This is a genomic window from Pseudomonas sp. PMCC200344, assembly GCF_030053095.1.
Lineage (GTDB): Bacteria > Pseudomonadota > Gammaproteobacteria > Pseudomonadales > Pseudomonadaceae > Aquipseudomonas > Aquipseudomonas svalbardensis.
On sequence record NZ_CP125618.1, the window covers coordinates 2,016,574 to 2,030,624 of the forward strand.

14 protein-coding genes are annotated in these 14,051 nt (G+C 57.7%); 8 read left to right on the forward strand and 6 right to left on the reverse strand.

What is annotated here, in order from left to right; genetic code table 11:
• The first annotated feature begins 174 nt into the window (after positions 1 to 174).
• The 6 genes from tnpB (at position 175) to fabF (ending at position 6,959) form a co-directional block, all read left to right on the forward strand.
• On the forward strand, positions 175 to 642 hold the full coding sequence (gene tnpB, locus QFW87_RS09040; RefSeq protein WP_283190318.1) for an IS66 family insertion sequence element accessory protein TnpB: 468 nt from the start codon (positions 175 to 177) through the stop codon (positions 640 to 642).
• 17 nt (positions 643 to 659) lie between these two features.
• Complete coding sequence (locus tag QFW87_RS09045; protein ID WP_283190319.1) at positions 660 to 2,213, forward strand: IS66 family transposase; 1,554 nt, start codon at positions 660 to 662, stop codon at positions 2,211 to 2,213.
• A 397-nt stretch (positions 2,214 to 2,610) separates the two neighbouring features.
• Positions 2,611 to 4,113: a group II intron reverse transcriptase/maturase gene (gene ltrA, locus QFW87_RS09050; RefSeq protein WP_349294108.1), complete on the forward strand. Its 1,503-nt coding sequence runs from the start codon at positions 2,611 to 2,613 to the stop codon at positions 4,111 to 4,113.
• Positions 4,114 to 4,315: 202 nt separating this feature from the next.
• Entirely contained in the window at positions 4,316 to 4,651 is a 336-nt protein-coding gene (locus QFW87_RS09055; protein ID WP_123364664.1) for a helix-hairpin-helix domain-containing protein, read from the forward strand.
• A 206-nt stretch (positions 4,652 to 4,857) separates the two neighbouring features.
• A complete protein-coding gene (locus QFW87_RS09060; protein WP_283190320.1) occupies positions 4,858 to 5,652 on the forward strand; it encodes an SDR family oxidoreductase in 795 nt (264 codons plus the stop codon).
• A gap of 32 nt (positions 5,653 to 5,684) precedes the next feature.
• Positions 5,685 to 6,959, forward strand: a complete 1,275-nt coding sequence (gene fabF / locus QFW87_RS09065; protein WP_283183678.1) for a beta-ketoacyl-ACP synthase II — start codon at positions 5,685 to 5,687, stop codon at positions 6,957 to 6,959.
• On the opposite strand, the gene QFW87_RS09070 is transcribed toward fabF, so the two are convergent.
• The gene (locus QFW87_RS09070; RefSeq protein ID WP_283190321.1) at positions 6,956 to 7,513 is read right to left on the reverse strand and encodes a TetR/AcrR family transcriptional regulator; all 558 of its coding nucleotides are present in this window, start codon (positions 7,511 to 7,513) and stop codon (positions 6,956 to 6,958) included. The genes fabF and QFW87_RS09070 overlap by 4 nt on opposite strands.
• A 176-nt stretch (positions 7,514 to 7,689) precedes the next feature.
• Between QFW87_RS09070 and QFW87_RS09075 the strand changes: the two genes are divergently transcribed.
• Complete coding sequence (locus QFW87_RS09075) at positions 7,690 to 8,343, forward strand: GntR family transcriptional regulator (protein WP_046057107.1); 654 nt, start codon at positions 7,690 to 7,692, stop codon at positions 8,341 to 8,343.
• 15 nt (positions 8,344 to 8,358) lie between these two features.
• The gene (locus tag QFW87_RS09080; RefSeq protein ID WP_283190322.1) at positions 8,359 to 9,210 is read left to right on the forward strand and encodes a DUF1989 domain-containing protein; all 852 of its coding nucleotides are present in this window, start codon (positions 8,359 to 8,361) and stop codon (positions 9,208 to 9,210) included.
• Positions 9,211 to 9,256: 46 nt separating this feature from the next.
• Here the strand turns inward: QFW87_RS09080 and QFW87_RS09085 are convergent, their stop codons facing one another.
• The 5 genes from QFW87_RS09085 to rfbB form a co-directional block, all read right to left on the reverse strand.
• The gene (locus tag QFW87_RS09085; RefSeq protein ID WP_008006000.1) at positions 9,257 to 9,424 is read right to left on the reverse strand and encodes a DUF2897 family protein; all 168 of its coding nucleotides are present in this window, start codon (positions 9,422 to 9,424) and stop codon (positions 9,257 to 9,259) included.
• 124 nt (positions 9,425 to 9,548) lie between these two features.
• On the reverse strand, positions 9,549 to 10,913 hold the full coding sequence (gene eat / locus QFW87_RS09090) for an ethanolamine permease (RefSeq protein ID WP_283190323.1): 1,365 nt from the start codon (positions 10,911 to 10,913) through the stop codon (positions 9,549 to 9,551).
• Between the two features lie 196 nt (positions 10,914 to 11,109).
• On the reverse strand, positions 11,110 to 11,979 hold the full coding sequence (gene rfbD / locus QFW87_RS09095) for a dTDP-4-dehydrorhamnose reductase (RefSeq protein WP_283183681.1): 870 nt from the start codon (positions 11,977 to 11,979) through the stop codon (positions 11,110 to 11,112).
• A 64-nt stretch (positions 11,980 to 12,043) separates the two neighbouring features.
• Positions 12,044 to 12,925 (reverse strand): glucose-1-phosphate thymidylyltransferase RfbA, encoded by an 882-nt coding sequence (rfbA, locus tag QFW87_RS09100; RefSeq protein ID WP_283190324.1) that lies wholly within the window; start codon positions 12,923 to 12,925, stop codon positions 12,044 to 12,046.
• A complete protein-coding gene (gene rfbB / locus QFW87_RS09105; RefSeq protein ID WP_283190325.1) occupies positions 12,922 to 14,004 on the reverse strand; it encodes a dTDP-glucose 4,6-dehydratase in 1,083 nt (360 codons plus the stop codon). Before rfbB ends, rfbA begins: the two co-directional genes overlap by 4 nt.
• Positions 14,005 to 14,051: the final 47 nt, after the last annotated feature.

Below are 14,051 nucleotides of genomic sequence, written 5' to 3' on the forward strand. Positions count from 1 at the left end.
GGCCTTTGCGCTGAGGGGTGAAAGATTACCATGGGCAGTCCGATACGACTCAGCAACGAGCGGCTTGGGATGTGAGATTCATACGCGATTCATGCAAGGCGGTATTTTCCGGTAAACCCTGCCGTGCAACGTACAAATCGTGGAAAGCACAATGTTTTTAACGTCCGGAGTGGCATGCTCCACATCAACGGTTTATCCGTATCCGCTCCACGAACCCCACATTCCAAGCGAATAGCTGACAACGGATGCTGTGCTCCCGATTTCCATCAGGAGCCCATCACCATGATGCGTCCCAATGCCAGTGTTGAAAAAGTGTACCTCTACCCCAAACCGGTGGACTTTCGAAAGTCCATCGACGGCCTGGCTGCGCTGGTCGAACTTGATATCAAAGTCGCGGTGTTTGACCCCGTGCTTTTCGTTTTTCTGAATCGCCACCGCAACCGCGTCAAGGTGTTGTATTGGGAGCGCAACGGCTTCTGCCTTTGGCTCAAGCGTCTGGAGTCCGAGCGGTTCAAAACTTCACCCGATGAACTGGATGAGGCCATCGTGCTGACGGTGCAAGAACTGAACTGGTTACTGGATGGGTTTGACCTCTGGCGCAACCGGCCGCACAAGGTTTTGACTCCAAGGTTTGTTGCCTGACGGGTATAATCCAGGGCATGCGACCATTGCCCGAAAACCTTCCTGACGATCCTGTACTGCTCAAACAGATGTTGCTTGAGAGTTACGAAGCACGCTCGCGCGAGCAGGAAGTCAAAGACGCTTACGCCACCCACATTGTTGATCTGAAAGAACAGATCAAGCTGTTGCGTGACCGTATCTTCGGGCGCAAATCCGAGCAGACGGTCGAGCCCAACACGCCGCAACTGGCATTGTTCAACGAGCCCGAAAGCGAGCCGATGCCTTCAGTCGGCGACGCTGACGAAGAAGTGGTTGCTCCGACTCCACGTCGTGGCAAACGCAAGCCACTCTCGGCTGATCTGCCGCGCATCGAAGTCATCCACGAACTGCCAGAACATGAACTGACCTGTGCCTGCGGTTGCCGCAAGCATGTGATCAGTGAAGAAACCAGCGAACAGCTGGACATCGTGCCGATGCAGATCCGGGTGATCAAACACATCCGCAAAGTCTACGGCTGCCGTGGCTGTGAAACAGCGCCGGTCACCGCCGACAAGCCCGCTCAATTAATCGAAAAGAGCATGGCCAGTCCAAGCGTGTTGGCGATGCTGCTGACCACCAAGTATGTCGATGGCTTGCCGCTGCATCGTTTTGAAACGGTGCTAAGCCGACATGGCATAGAAATCCCGCGCCAAACGCTGGCCCGCTGGATTATCCAGTGCGGCGAACATCTGCAACCGTTATTGAATCTGATGCGCGAGCGGTTGCTGGAAAGTCCGGTCATCCACTGCGATGAAACCCGCGTCCAGGTACTCAAAGAGCCGGATCGAGACCCGACCAGCCAATCCTGGATGTGGGTGCAAGCAAGCGGCCCGCCGGATCGCAAAGTCGTGCTGTTCGACTACACCTCCAGCCGTGCGCAGGACGTGCCGTTGCGTCTGCTGGAAAGTTATCGCGGCTATGTGATGACCGACGATTACGCGGGATATAACGCGTTGGCGTTGCAACCGGGCGTGGAACGTCTGGCGTGCATGGCCCATGCCCGGCGCAAGTTCGTCGACGCGCAAAAAGTGCAGCCCAAAGGCAAGACAGGTCGCGCCGATATTGCACTGACGATGATCAACAAGTTGTACGGCATCGAGCGTGAACTCAAGGATGCCCGTGATGAGCAGCGTTTTATTGGCCGTCAGGAAAAGAGCCTGCCGATCCTGGCCCAGTTGAAAGGCTGGCTGGAAAAAACGCAACCTCAGGTCACCCCTCAAAGTGTGCTGGGTAAGGCAGTGAACTACCTGGTCAACAACTGGAGCCGACTGGAACGCTACGTGGAAGCCGGTTTTTTACCGATCGACAACAATCCGGCGGAGCGTGCAATAAAACCGTTTGTGATCGGGCGCAAGGCATGGCTGTTCAGCGATACGCCCAAAGGCGCGACTGCCAGCGCCCAGATCTACAGCCTGGTCGAAACCGCGAAGGTCAACGGCCAAGAGCCCTATACGTGGCTGCGCCACGTACTGGAGCGACTGCCGCATGCGCAGTCAGTAACCGACTATGAAGCATTGCTGCCATGGAACTGCTCGCCAGAGATGCCACGGTAAACGAGGCGGTTGTCTTACGGTAGGTGTGGTTCATGGATCGGATAGTGCGCCAGCAAAGCTGGCAGTTGATAAAGGGTGAAAGTCCCTACGAGAGAAGTTATGGCGAAACACCTCGACCCCGAGTCATGCGCTATGCACCGCGAGGTGTATGGCGAAGCGTTGGCAGGGGAAACCAGCAGGCCAGCCATTGAGCCGCGAAATCATCAGTTTGGGGCGCCGACGCTGTTATGCGAAGCGGAAGGCCACGGTGTGCATGACGATAATCGCAAGTCATGTCTCACGCCCTGCGCGGTCGTAGACCCTGAGCATGCTGGGAAGTCAACTGTACGGAAGCTGGGAGATCTCATTCGTGTCTGGTCGTGACACACCAGACGGGGTAGAAGAGGCCACAAGCCAAATGTCTGCCGTCTACGCGCATGAGAAGTCGGATAACTCCGTAGTACCTGAGAAGTTGCCGAACAATGAGCTTGGCTCAGCGGAGGTAATGGAGGAAAGGGAGTTAGCCAAGGGGAACAGTGAACAGCCTTCCGCATCCCGGACTCAGAGCCGGACAAATGCGTTGTCGGGGTTGCTCGCTGTACGTCAAGCAGCCCGGCGGGATCGCCGGGTCAAGTTCACGAGCCTGCTGCACCACGTAACGGTCGAGCTATTGCGCGAGAGTTTCTACAACCTCAAGCGAGATGCGGCCAGTGGTGTGGATGGCCTGTCGTGGCGAGAGTACGAGCAAGACCTTCTCATAAAGCTGAAAGCCCTGCACGCCAACGTGCACAGTGGTCGCTATCGAGCCAAACCTGTTCGGCGGGTGTACATCCCAAAGGCAGACGGCAGCGAGCGGCCGCTGGGCGTAACTGCCTTGGAAGACAAGATCGTCCAGGCAGCAATCGTACAAGTGCTCAATGCGATTTATGAGCAGAACTTTCTCGGACTTTCGTATGGGTTTCGCCCTGGTCGAGGGCAACATGATGCATTGGACGCTCTGTCGGTGGGAATACAGAAAACACTGGTACGGTGGATATTGGACGTCGATATACGTGCGTTCTTTGACACCATCGACCATGAGTGGATGATGTGCTTCCTGCAACACCGAATCGCGGATAGGCGTGTGTTAGCGCTAATAGCTCGATGGCTACGTACAGGTGTTCTCGAAAACGGAAAACGAATTCCTGCGAAGCAAGGCACACCACAAGGTGCGCCCGTTTCACCACTGCTAGCCAATATTTACCTGCACTACGTGATGGATTTATGGGTAAGACAATGGCGTGGGCGTACGGCACAAGGCGAAATGATTGCCGTGCGGTACGCAGACGACAGTGTATTTGGGTTTGAAAAGCCTGAAGATGCACGGAGTTTTCGCCATGCGTTGGAAGTTCGACTCGCTCAATTCAACCTGACTCTACACCCAGAGAAAACACGTTTGCTACGGTTTGGCCGGTTCGCGGTGGAGGATCGTAAGAAGCGAGGGGAAGGAAAACCCGAAACATTCGATTTCCTTGGGTTCACGCATTTCTGTAGTCAGGCCAAGAACGGGAAGTTCGAGGTTGGACGCGTAACTATCGGCAAACGTATGAGGGCAACGCTCAAGGAAATCCGAGTGCAACTTCACAAGCGCAGGCACGAGCCAGTCCCAGTGATTGGTCAGTGGTTGAGTCGGTTGTTTAGAGGGTATTGCAATTATTACCATGTCCCCGGCAATACGCGGCGGTTGGATGCTTTTCGCCGTGAAATTATCAGGGCGTGGAGGCATGCTCTTAAACGACGAAGTCAGCGGCACCGGTTGAATTGGGAGCGCATGATTGCGCTAGCCCGGTTGTTCATACCCTATCCACGCGAGCTAACTATGCACCCGTATCCCATAACCCGCTTCGGCGTCAAAACCCAAGGCAGGAGCCGTATGCGGTAATTCTGCACGTACGGATCTGTGCGGGGGGTGGCAGGTGACTGCCATTCCTACCGCGACCGTTTATCCCGCGCTGGAGGGTGGTTCTTTCAATTGTTTCACATCCTGTAACGGACACACTTTTGACAGTCTCCAGACATCGCCTAAGTTTGGAAGGCAGCTTCGGAAAAGCTGCTTTCTCAATCGATGTCATGGAGCGTCATTTATGCGTACTGGCTATTTCTACTCTCTGGTTTTTGCCCTGCTCACCAGCGCCTCTATTGCGGCCATTGCTGCGCCAACGGTCAAGCCCGAGGCTGGCAATGCACCCTTGGTGCTGGAAGTTTCTCCCAAGGCACAGTCCGGCAAGGTCGATCTGAATCAGGCCGATGCGCCAACCCTTCAGCGCGAGTTGTCCGGTGTAGGCGAGGCCAAGGCCAAGGCGATTGTTGCCTATCGTGAGAGTAATGGGCCGTTTGCGTCCGTGGACGAATTGCTCGAAGTGAAGGGAATCGGTAAAGCGATTCTGGATAAGAATCGCGAGAAGCTTGAGGTGAACTAAGCTTATACGTCAGCGCCAGGGGCCGGTCATTGATCGGCCTTTTTGCTATCTGGCGAACGCCGTGAGGATGCGCCTTTCGTCGATACGAGAAAAATTACGTCTATCATATGCGAATCAGATTATGCCTATAATAAAAGACTTTTCCGCCAAGGCATCTGAGCCTCAGGCGCTTGTCTTTCCCTTAGGCATCTCCCAGGAGCACAGTCATGAACTCTGTCCAGTCCCAAGGTACGGCCCTCGTCACCGGTGCTTCTTCCGGTATCGGTGCGATTTACGCCGAGCGGTTGGCGGCGCGTGGTTTTGATTTGTTATTGGTCGCTCGTGATCAAGAGCGGCTGGAAGCAGCGGCGAGCAAGTTGCGCGCCGAGCATGGTGTTCAGGTCGAGGTTCTCAAGGCGGATCTGACGCAAAAGGATGATGTGCTGAAGCTTGAGCAGCGTCTTCGCAGCGATTCGAGTATCAGCCTGTTACTGAACAACGCCGGTGTTGCAGCGGATGGTTTGTTGGCCAATTCCGACATGGATCAACTGGAGCGTTTGATTCAACTGAACGTGACAACGGTCACGCGGTTGGCATCGGCAGCCGCCGCCAGTTTTGCCAAGGCGGGTCGGGGGACGATCATCAATATCGGGTCAGTGGTGGCGTTGTTTCCCGAGCGCTTCAATGCCACTTACAGCGCCAGCAAGGCTTATGTGTTAAGTCTGACTCAGTCGTTGAACGCCGAATTGGAGGGCACTGAGGTCAAGGTGCAGGCCGTGTTGCCAGGCGTAACACGCACCGAAATCTGGGAGCGCTCCGGTATCGACGCTACTCAGATTCCGGCGGATATGGTGATGGAAGCCGGGGAGATGGTCGATGCGGCGTTGTCGGGTCTGGACCAGGGTGAGTTGATCACCATTCCTTCGTTGCCGGATGCGGCCGACTGGGATGCCTTTGTTGCGGCGCGTCATGTGATGGCGCCGAATCTTTCCAAAAGTAAGGCCGCCGCGCGTTACACGTGAGGCGTCATGAATCGGCTTGAGGTATTTGCGGTATGAGTGATCGTCGAGTAGTTGTAACGGGCATGGGCCTGGTGTCGCCATTGGGTTCTGGCGTCGAAGCCGTTTGGTCGCGTCTGTTGGCCGGGCGTTCGGGGTTGCGCAATTTGCCGGACGAGGTGGTTGCCGATTTGCCGGCCAAGGTCGGTGGCGCAGTGCCGACCCTGGCTGACGATCCCGAGGCGGGATTTGACCCGGACCGGGCGACGGCGCCCAAAGAGCAGAAGAAGATGGACCGCTTCATTATGTTCGCCATGGAAGCGGCGCGTCAGGCGCTGGAGCAGGCCGGTTGGCAAGCGGCGGACGCCAATGCCCAGGAGCGTACGGCAACCATTATCGGTTCCGGCGTGGGTGGTTTCGGTGCGATTGCCGATGCGGTGCGCACCACGGACAGCCGTGGACCGCGACGCCTGTCGCCGTTCACCATTCCTTCATTTCTGGTCAACCTCGCCGCGGGTCATGTGTCGATCCAGCACGGTTTCAAGGGCCCATTGGGTGCTCCGGTGACGGCTTGCGCGGCTGGGGTGCAGGCGATTGGTGATGCGGCGCGGTTGATTCGTTGTGGCGAAGCTGACATTGCGGTATGTGGCGGCGCGGAAGCGGCGATCGATCGCGTCAGTCTCGCCGGGTTTGCCGCTGCTCGCGCCTTGTCCAGCGGATACAACGACACCCCGGAGCGTGCCTCGCGGCCGTTCGACAGTGACCGCGATGGCTTCGTCATGGGGGAGGGCGCTGGCCTTCTGGTGATTGAATCCCTGGAACATGCCTTGGCCCGCGGTGCTCAGCCGCTGGCGGAACTGGTCGGTTACGGCACCAGTGCCGATGCCTATCACCTGACGGCGGGGCCCGAGGATGGCAGCGGTGCGCAACGGGCGATGTCGCTGGCGTTGGCCCAGGCGGGCATTTCGCCGGCGCAGGTGCAGCATCTCAATGCTCATGCAACCTCGACACCGGTCGGGGACTTGGGAGAGTTGGCGGCCATCAAGGCGTTGTTCGGCACGGATAACAAAATCGCCGTGACATCGACCAAATCGGCCACCGGGCATTTGCTCGGTGCAGCGGGCGGTATCGAGGCGATCTTCACGCTGTTGGCGATTCGCGATCAGGTCGTGCCAGCCACCCTCAACTTCGACAACCCGGACCCCGCCGCCCAAGGCGTGGACATCGTCCACGGCCAGGCACGGCCGATGGCTATCGAATACGCGCTGTCCAATGGCTTCGGGTTTGGTGGGGTGAATGCCAGCGTGCTGTTCAAGCGCTGGGAGGGTTAGTCGCGGGACTGTTTGAGATAGGCGCGAGTCACGTCGAGAATCCGCTGCGCCAGCTCGGGATTCTCGACGCTGCGTGACAGCAGTAAAGCCCCGACCAGTGTCGACATGATGACGATGCTTTGGTCGGCGGCGTCCTCGTCTTCAAGAGTGCCTTGCACTTGTTCGAGCCGTGCGTTGAGCACCACGTCAGTGGTCGGGCTTTGCTGCCCGCGCAGGCCGAGTTCCGATGACATGGTTGGCAGCGGGCAACCTTCATCGGGTGAGGTCTGATGCCATTCGGACAAATAGGCGTCGATGAACGCTTCCAGCGGACGATCTTGTGCGAAGAGCTCGGCGCAAATGACATCGACCTGCTCGCCCGCGGCTTGCAAAGCCTTTTCCACCAGTTCGTCTTTGGACTTGAAATGCGAGTAGAAACCACCGTGAGTCAGGCCCAGTGCTTTCATCAGCGGTTGCAGACCTGTCGCGCCAATGCCATCGCGGCGAAAGCGCGCTGACGCTTCCTTGATGATGCGTTGGTGGGTCTGGGCTTTATGGTCCTGCGAGTAACGCATTGGGTATCTCCGCAACAATGCGCCATATTAACCAATGAAAATGGGATGGTGATTGTACTTCTACTTCTAAAAAGCATGCAGATGCGTCCAACTCCGTCCTGCTGTCTAGAATGAACTGGCACGAATAGTGATTACTCATTAACTGACGATTGTTGAACAATCACGAGGCAATGAGTATGAACAGCGGACTGTCCCTGGCCGACCACATTACACTTGAGTTGCGCGCCGACATCATTGGCGGCCGTTTGCTGCCCGGCATGGCGTTGGTGGAAAACGATCTGGTGTCTGCCTACAACGCCTCCCGCAATACCATTCGCGAAGCGCTGCATCGCCTGGGGCAGGAAGGTCTGACCCGTTATGTGCGCAATAAGGGCGTGATGGTGCGCAGGCTGGGCGTCGAGGACGTGCGGGATCTGTTCAAGGTCAGGCGCACCCTGGAGTTGCAGGCCATCAGCGCGAGTCAGCCGCTGCGCGACTATCAATCCGACCGGATGCTCGAAGCCCTGGAAGCCACCGAGCTTGCCCGGGAGCGCGAAGACTGGCGCGCCGTCGGCACCCACAGCCTGGCCTTTCATCAACACATTGTTGGATTGCTGCGCAGTCCACTGTTCGATGAGTTCTTCACCAACGTCGTCGCGCAATTGCGCCTGGTGTTCTGCACCGCCCCCGATGAATCACGTTTTCAGGCGCCCTGGTTGGCACGCGATCGGCAGATCCATGAGTTGTTGGCCGAGGGCGACAAACGCGCGGCCGAGGACGCCATGAGCCTGTATCTCGACGATTCCGAACACCTCCTGTTGCAAATGCTTGCCCCAGTTTCCCATCACTGATCGAGGATTCGTGCCATGTACAAAGACTATCCGGCGGCCTATCAAGTCAGCAAAGGCTCAGCGTTACAGGTGGACAAAGGCTTCTACGAGCGGATTCGCGACAAGAAGGACGGTCGCACGCTAATTGAGGAATTCGAGGTGCCGATTCGCACCGGCCGCGCCTGGAAAGTGCCGGCGGGGCATGTGTTCCGGGTGACCACGCCCGTCGGGCCGCAAGTCGGGGATTTCAACGTCTGGAATGCCAACGATCCACGGGAGCGCTTGTGGGCAGCACGGACCCGGCAGTTACAGGGCGCTCACGTCAGCACCCATGACCGGCTCTGGTCGAACCTGCCTTTTTTACGGCCGCTGGTGACCATCACCGATGACAGCCTGGCCGGTTACGGCATCGACGAACATGGCGGTCGCTTGCACGATTTGCTCGGCACCCGTTGCGACCCTTACGTGAACAAAATGCTCACCGGCGAAGACTTCCATCATCACTGCCACTCGAACCTGACCCGCGCGGTGCTGCCTCATGGGCTGACCGAATTCGACGTGCATGACGTGCTGAACATTTTCCAGTGCACGGGCCTGAACCACGATGACATGTATTTCATGAAAGCCTGTCCGGCACAGAAGGGCGATTACCTGGAGTTTTTTGCCGAAATCGATCTGCTGTGTGCGCTCTCGACCTGCCCGGGCGGCGATCTGTCTCTGGCCATGTGGGGGCCGGATGCGCAGGACCCGCTAAGCGTGTGTCGCCCGCTCGGGATTGAGATTTATCGGTTGGAGGATTCGTTGCTTAAGGGCTGGAGCCAGCCGGAACGTGCTGCGTACAAAGGGCTGCATGGCTTGCACATTGCCAAGGCCGATTGGGAAAAGTAGAAACGCGAAACCCCGTCATTTGATGAGAATGACGGGGTTTGTTCTGTTAGCGGTCCTGCGCATCCTTGGCATCCGCTTCCGCGTTGCGTTCAGCGACGCGTTTACGTTGCTCTTCAGTCAGTTCGACCTTGTTGGCGGTGTCACGCAACATCATCAAACCACCAACGATCGAGCCAATTGCAACGATCAGAATCAACCAGGCATACCAGGGCATAGGGCTCTCCTTAAGGGCAGGCCGATGGGCGGGTTTCGCCAATCGATCGTGCATACCACTTTGAGCGATTAATTTTCGCAGTGGTTCCATTCTATGCCTGTTCTGACAGCCGCACTTCGCCTGTTTAGAGCCCGGTCAGCATTGCGTCCGCCGGTGCATCGGCACGCAGTTGCGCCGTCAGCATGAAGTACACGAACCCCAACGCCATGAAGGCCAGGAAGATCAACCCGATCAACGTGTTGAACCAGGCCATTGCCACCAGGCAGACCACCGCCAGCACCAGCGCAATCATCGGTACCAATGGGTAGCAGGGCGCGCGAAAGGTGCGCTCCAGATTCGGTTCGGTTTTGCGCAGTTTGAACAGGCTGAGCATGCTCATGATGTACATCACGATCGCCCCGAATACCGCCATCGTGATCATCGCCGCCGTCAGCGTCATGCCGCCCAGATTGATCAAACCATCACTGTAGATCGCGGCAATGCCGATCACGCCACCGGCGATGATTGCCCGGTGCGGGGTCTGAAAGCGGGACAGCTTGGCCAGGGACGCCGGCAGGTAACCGGCCCGGGCGAGGGCGAAAAACTGCCGCGAGTAGCCGAGGATGATTCCGTGGAAACTCGCCACCAGGCCGAACAGGCCGATCCACACCAGCATGTGCAACCAGCCCGAGCTTTCACCCACCACGGTTTTCATCGCTTGCGGCAGCGGGTCGTTGATGTTCGACAGGGTGCGCCAGTCACCGACGCCGCCGGCAAAGAACATCACGCCCATCGCCAGTAAGACCAGCGTCAGAATGCCGCTGATGTAGGCCTTCGGAATGGTGCGTTTCGGATCCTTGGCTTCTTCGGCGGCCATGGCGGCGCCTTCGATGGCCAGGAAGAACCAGATGGCAAACGGAATCGCCGCGAACATCCCGGCAATCGCCGGGGCGCCGAACACGTCGGAACCGGCCCAGCCGTTCAGCGCGAAGTTACTGAAGCTGAACGCCGGGGCGACCACGCCCATGAACACCAGCAGTTCGGCCACTGCGAGAACGCAGACCACCAATTCGAAGGTTGCGGCCAGTTTCACCCCGAGGATGTTCAGGCCCATGAACACGATGTAGGCGCCGACCGCGGCGTGTTTCGGATCAAGCGCTGGAAACTGAACGTTCAGATACGCACCGATCGCCAGAGCGATGGCTGGCGGGGCGAAGACAAATTCAATCAGTGTCGCCAGCCCCGCGATCAATCCGCCTTTCTCGCCAAAGGCGCGGCGGCTGTAGGCAAAGGGACCACCAGCGTGAGGAATCGCGGTGGTCAACTCGGTGAAACTGAAGATGAAGCAGGTGTACATCGTGGCGACCATAAAGGACGTCACCAGAAAACCGAGTGTGCCTGCCACGCCCCAGCCATAACTCCAGCCGAAGTATTCACCGGAAATCACCAGCCCGACCGCAATGCCCCACAGGTGCAGCGTGCCCAGTGTGGGTTTGAGTTGTGTGTTCATGCGTTGCTCCCTGAACGGTTTGGAAAGCTCAGGGAGGGCGTTTGCAGTGGGCGTGCCATTGTGTGTTGACGCGTCGTAAAGCGCCGAAAGCTGTCGTATCGGGGATGTTTGCCGCTCGATGCGCGCAAATGGGTGCGCCAGTTGGGGGCGCTGGTGGCGGTTTTGCCGTCTTCGTGGGCAAGTCCTGCTTGTAGGTTTAGCCTTGCTCGGCAAGACATTCGCGCAGCGCAAGTTGCCAGTCTGGTTGGCTGATGCCCCATTCACGTTGCAGGCGACTGCAATCAAGGCATGAGTTGAGCGGTCGGGCCGCCGGTGTCGGGTAATCGCTGGAGGGAATCGGCAGCAGGTTTGCGCAGGGCTTTCCCTGTTGCCGTAACGCTTCGCCAATGGCCTGGGCGAAGCCGAACCAGGAGGTTTCTCCCTGAGCGGTCAGATGATATGTCCCCCAAGTAGCGGCCTCACCTGCCTGCCAGCGTTCGATCAGGGCAAGGGTGCTATTGGCAATTGTGCCTGCCCAGGTAGGTGCACCGATCTGATCGGCGACAATGCGTACTTCCGGTCTCTCTTGCAGCAGGCGTTGCATCGTCAGCAGGAAATTGCGGCCATGGGTCGAATAGACCCAGCTGGTACGCAGGATAAGATGTTTGCCTTGCACGTCAGTGATCGCCCGTTCACCGGCCAGTTTGCTCTTGCCGTAAACCCCGAGAGGGTTTGGCGTGTCGTCTTCGTTATAAGTCCCGACCTTCATGCCGTCGAATACATAATCGGTGGAGTAGTGAATCAGCGGGATGCCAAGCTTCAGTGCTTCTTCGGCAAAGATGCCAGGGGCCACGGCGTTGATGGCAAAGGCTGTTTCCGGCTCGCTTTCAGCCAGATCGACCGCTGTGTGGGCCGCCGCGTTGATGATCAGATCCGGACGAACCTTTTGTACCTGTTGGCGAATCTGCTGGGGTTGTGCCAGATCGAGTTGATCGCGACCCAGCACAATCAACTCGCCGACACCCCCCAGTCGACGCTGCAGTTCGCGTGAGACCTGACCATGCTGGCCGCTGATGAGAACTCTCATGGGAGCAGATCAGCCTCTTGCAGCCTTTTACCGATGATCACTTCGCCGCGCAGACCGGGTTCATTCACATCCATTGTTCATCTCCGGCCAGCTTGGCCAGGTACTGGCCATACCCGGTCTTGCCGAAGTAGCGGGCACGCTCCAGCAGCTGTTCGCGGTTGATCCATTTCTTTTCATAAGCGATCTCTTCGAGGCAGGCGACTTTCAAGCCTTGTCGATGTTCGATGGTCTGCACGTACTGTGAGGCATCGAGCAAGCTGTCGTGGGTGCCGGTGTCGAGCCAGGCGAAACCACGGCCGAAGCGCTCGACCTGCAGGTCTCCCCGTTTGAGATACGCATTGTTGACGTCGGTGATTTCCAGCTCGCCGCGAGGCGAAGGCTTTACCGCTTTGGCGATCCTGATTACATCGTTATCGTAGAAATACAGGCCGGTGACGGCATAGCTGGATTTCGGTATTTTCGGCTTTTCTTCGATCGACAGGGCACGGCCCTGGCTGTCGAAATCAATCACGCCGAATCGCTCCGGGTCTTTGACCCAATAGCCGAACACGGTAGCGCCAGAAGTGCGTGTTGCCGCGTTTTGCAACTGCTCGCCAAAGTGTTGACCATGGAAAATGTTGTCGCCGAGGATCAGGCACACTGGATCATTGCCAATGAAGCTTTCGCCAATCAGAAAAGCCTGGGCCAGTCCATCCGGTGACGGCTGCTCGGCATAGCTGAAATTGACCCCGAACTGACTGCCATCACCCAGCAGATTGCGGTACTGGGGCAGATCCTGGGGAGTAGAGATCACTAAAATGTCTTTGATGCCGGCCAGCATCAGGACCGAAATCGGGTAATAGATCATCGGTTTGTCGTAGACCGGCAACAGCTGTTTGGACACCCCGAGCGTGATCGGATGCAGGCGTGTGCCCGAGCCGCCTGCCAAAACGATACCTTTCATCATGCATGAAGCTCCTGGGGATTGATGGCACCAAGGCGTTCACCCTGGTAGCTGCCATCCTGAACGCGACGGCACCACTCAAGGTTGTTCAAGTACCACTGAACGGTTTTGCGAAGGCCGGTTTCGAAGGTCTCTTCGGGTACCCAGCCCAGTTCGTGTTCGATCTTGCTGGCATCGATCGCGTAGCGCAGGTCATGGCCAGGACGATCCTGTACGAACGTGATCAAGTCGGCGTAGTGCGCGACCCCCACTGGCTTGTGCGGTGCCAGTTCTTCAAGCAGGGCGCAGAGGCCACGCACCACGTCGATATTCTTTTGTTCGTTGTGCCCGCCGATGTTGTAGGTCTCGCCGACGATACCGGTGGTCACCACTTTGAGCAGCGCCCGGGCGTGATCTTCGACGAACAGCCAGTCGCGGATTTGCAGGCCGTCGCCGTACACCGGCAGCGGCTTGCCGGCCAAGGCATTGAGGATGACCAGCGGAATCAATTTTTCGGGAAAGTGGAACGGACCGTAATTGTTCGAGCAGTTGGTCAACAGCACCGGCAGGCCATAGGTGCGCTGCCAGGCACGGACCAGGTGGTCGGACGCCGCTTTGCTGGCGGAGTACGGTGAACTCGGGGCGTAGGGCGTCGTTTCCGTAAACAGATCATCGGCACCATGCAGGTCACCATAGACCTCGTCAGTGGAGATATGGTGGAAACGGAAGGCGCTTTTTTTCGGCTCGGCGAGGGTTTGCCAATAGGCGCGGGTGGCCTCCAGCAGGCTGTAGGTGCCGACGATGTTGGTCTGGATGAAATCCGAAGGTCCGTCGATGGAACGGTCGACGTGGGATTCCGCTGCCAGGTGCATGATCGCCTGCGGCTGGAAACGTGTCAGCACTGCGCTGACGGTCGCCTGATCAACGATATCGGCTTGAACGAACTCGTAGCGAGTGTCGTTGGCAATGCCGGACAGCGATTCGAGATTGCCGGCGTAGGTCAGCTTGTCAAGGTTGAGCACTTCATGCTCGGTGTGCCGAATCAGCTCGCGAATCAAGGCAGAGCCAATGAAACCGGCACCGCCGGTGATGAGGATACGCATGGTGGCCAGCCTTTTTCAGTAGTCGAAAACGCAAACGGTCATATCTT

Excerpts from the sequence above, each read along its gene's own strand:
- QFW87_RS09085 (WP_008006000.1), bottom strand. The coding sequence starts at position 9,424 with ATGCCCTGGTATGCCTGGTTGATTCTGATCGTTGCAATTGGCTCGATC.
- eat (WP_283190323.1), bottom strand. The coding sequence starts at position 10,913 with ATGAACACACAACTCAAACCCACACTGGGCACGCTGCACCTGTGGGGC.
- rfbA (WP_283190324.1), bottom strand. The coding sequence starts at position 12,925 with ATGATGAAAGGTATCGTTTTGGCAGGCGGCTCGGGCACACGCCTGCAT.
- tnpB (WP_283190318.1), top strand. The coding sequence starts at position 175 with ATGCTCCACATCAACGGTTTATCCGTATCCGCTCCACGAACCCCACAT.
- fabF (WP_283183678.1), top strand. The coding sequence starts at position 5,685 with ATGAGTGATCGTCGAGTAGTTGTAACGGGCATGGGCCTGGTGTCGCCA.
- QFW87_RS09060 (WP_283190320.1), top strand. The coding sequence starts at position 4,858 with ATGAACTCTGTCCAGTCCCAAGGTACGGCCCTCGTCACCGGTGCTTCT.
- QFW87_RS09045 (WP_283190319.1), top strand. The coding sequence starts at position 660 with ATGCGACCATTGCCCGAAAACCTTCCTGACGATCCTGTACTGCTCAAA.
- QFW87_RS09075 (WP_046057107.1), top strand. The coding sequence starts at position 7,690 with ATGAACAGCGGACTGTCCCTGGCCGACCACATTACACTTGAGTTGCGC.
- QFW87_RS09070 (WP_283190321.1), bottom strand. The coding sequence starts at position 7,513 with ATGCGTTACTCGCAGGACCATAAAGCCCAGACCCACCAACGCATCATC.
- ltrA (WP_349294108.1), top strand. The coding sequence starts at position 2,611 with ATGTCTGCCGTCTACGCGCATGAGAAGTCGGATAACTCCGTAGTACCT.
- rfbB (WP_283190325.1), bottom strand. The coding sequence starts at position 14,004 with ATGCGTATCCTCATCACCGGCGGTGCCGGTTTCATTGGCTCTGCCTTG.
- QFW87_RS09055 (WP_123364664.1), top strand. The coding sequence starts at position 4,316 with ATGCGTACTGGCTATTTCTACTCTCTGGTTTTTGCCCTGCTCACCAGC.
- QFW87_RS09080 (WP_283190322.1), top strand. The coding sequence starts at position 8,359 with ATGTACAAAGACTATCCGGCGGCCTATCAAGTCAGCAAAGGCTCAGCG.
- rfbD (WP_283183681.1), bottom strand. The coding sequence starts at position 11,979 with ATGAGAGTTCTCATCAGCGGCCAGCATGGTCAGGTCTCACGCGAACTG.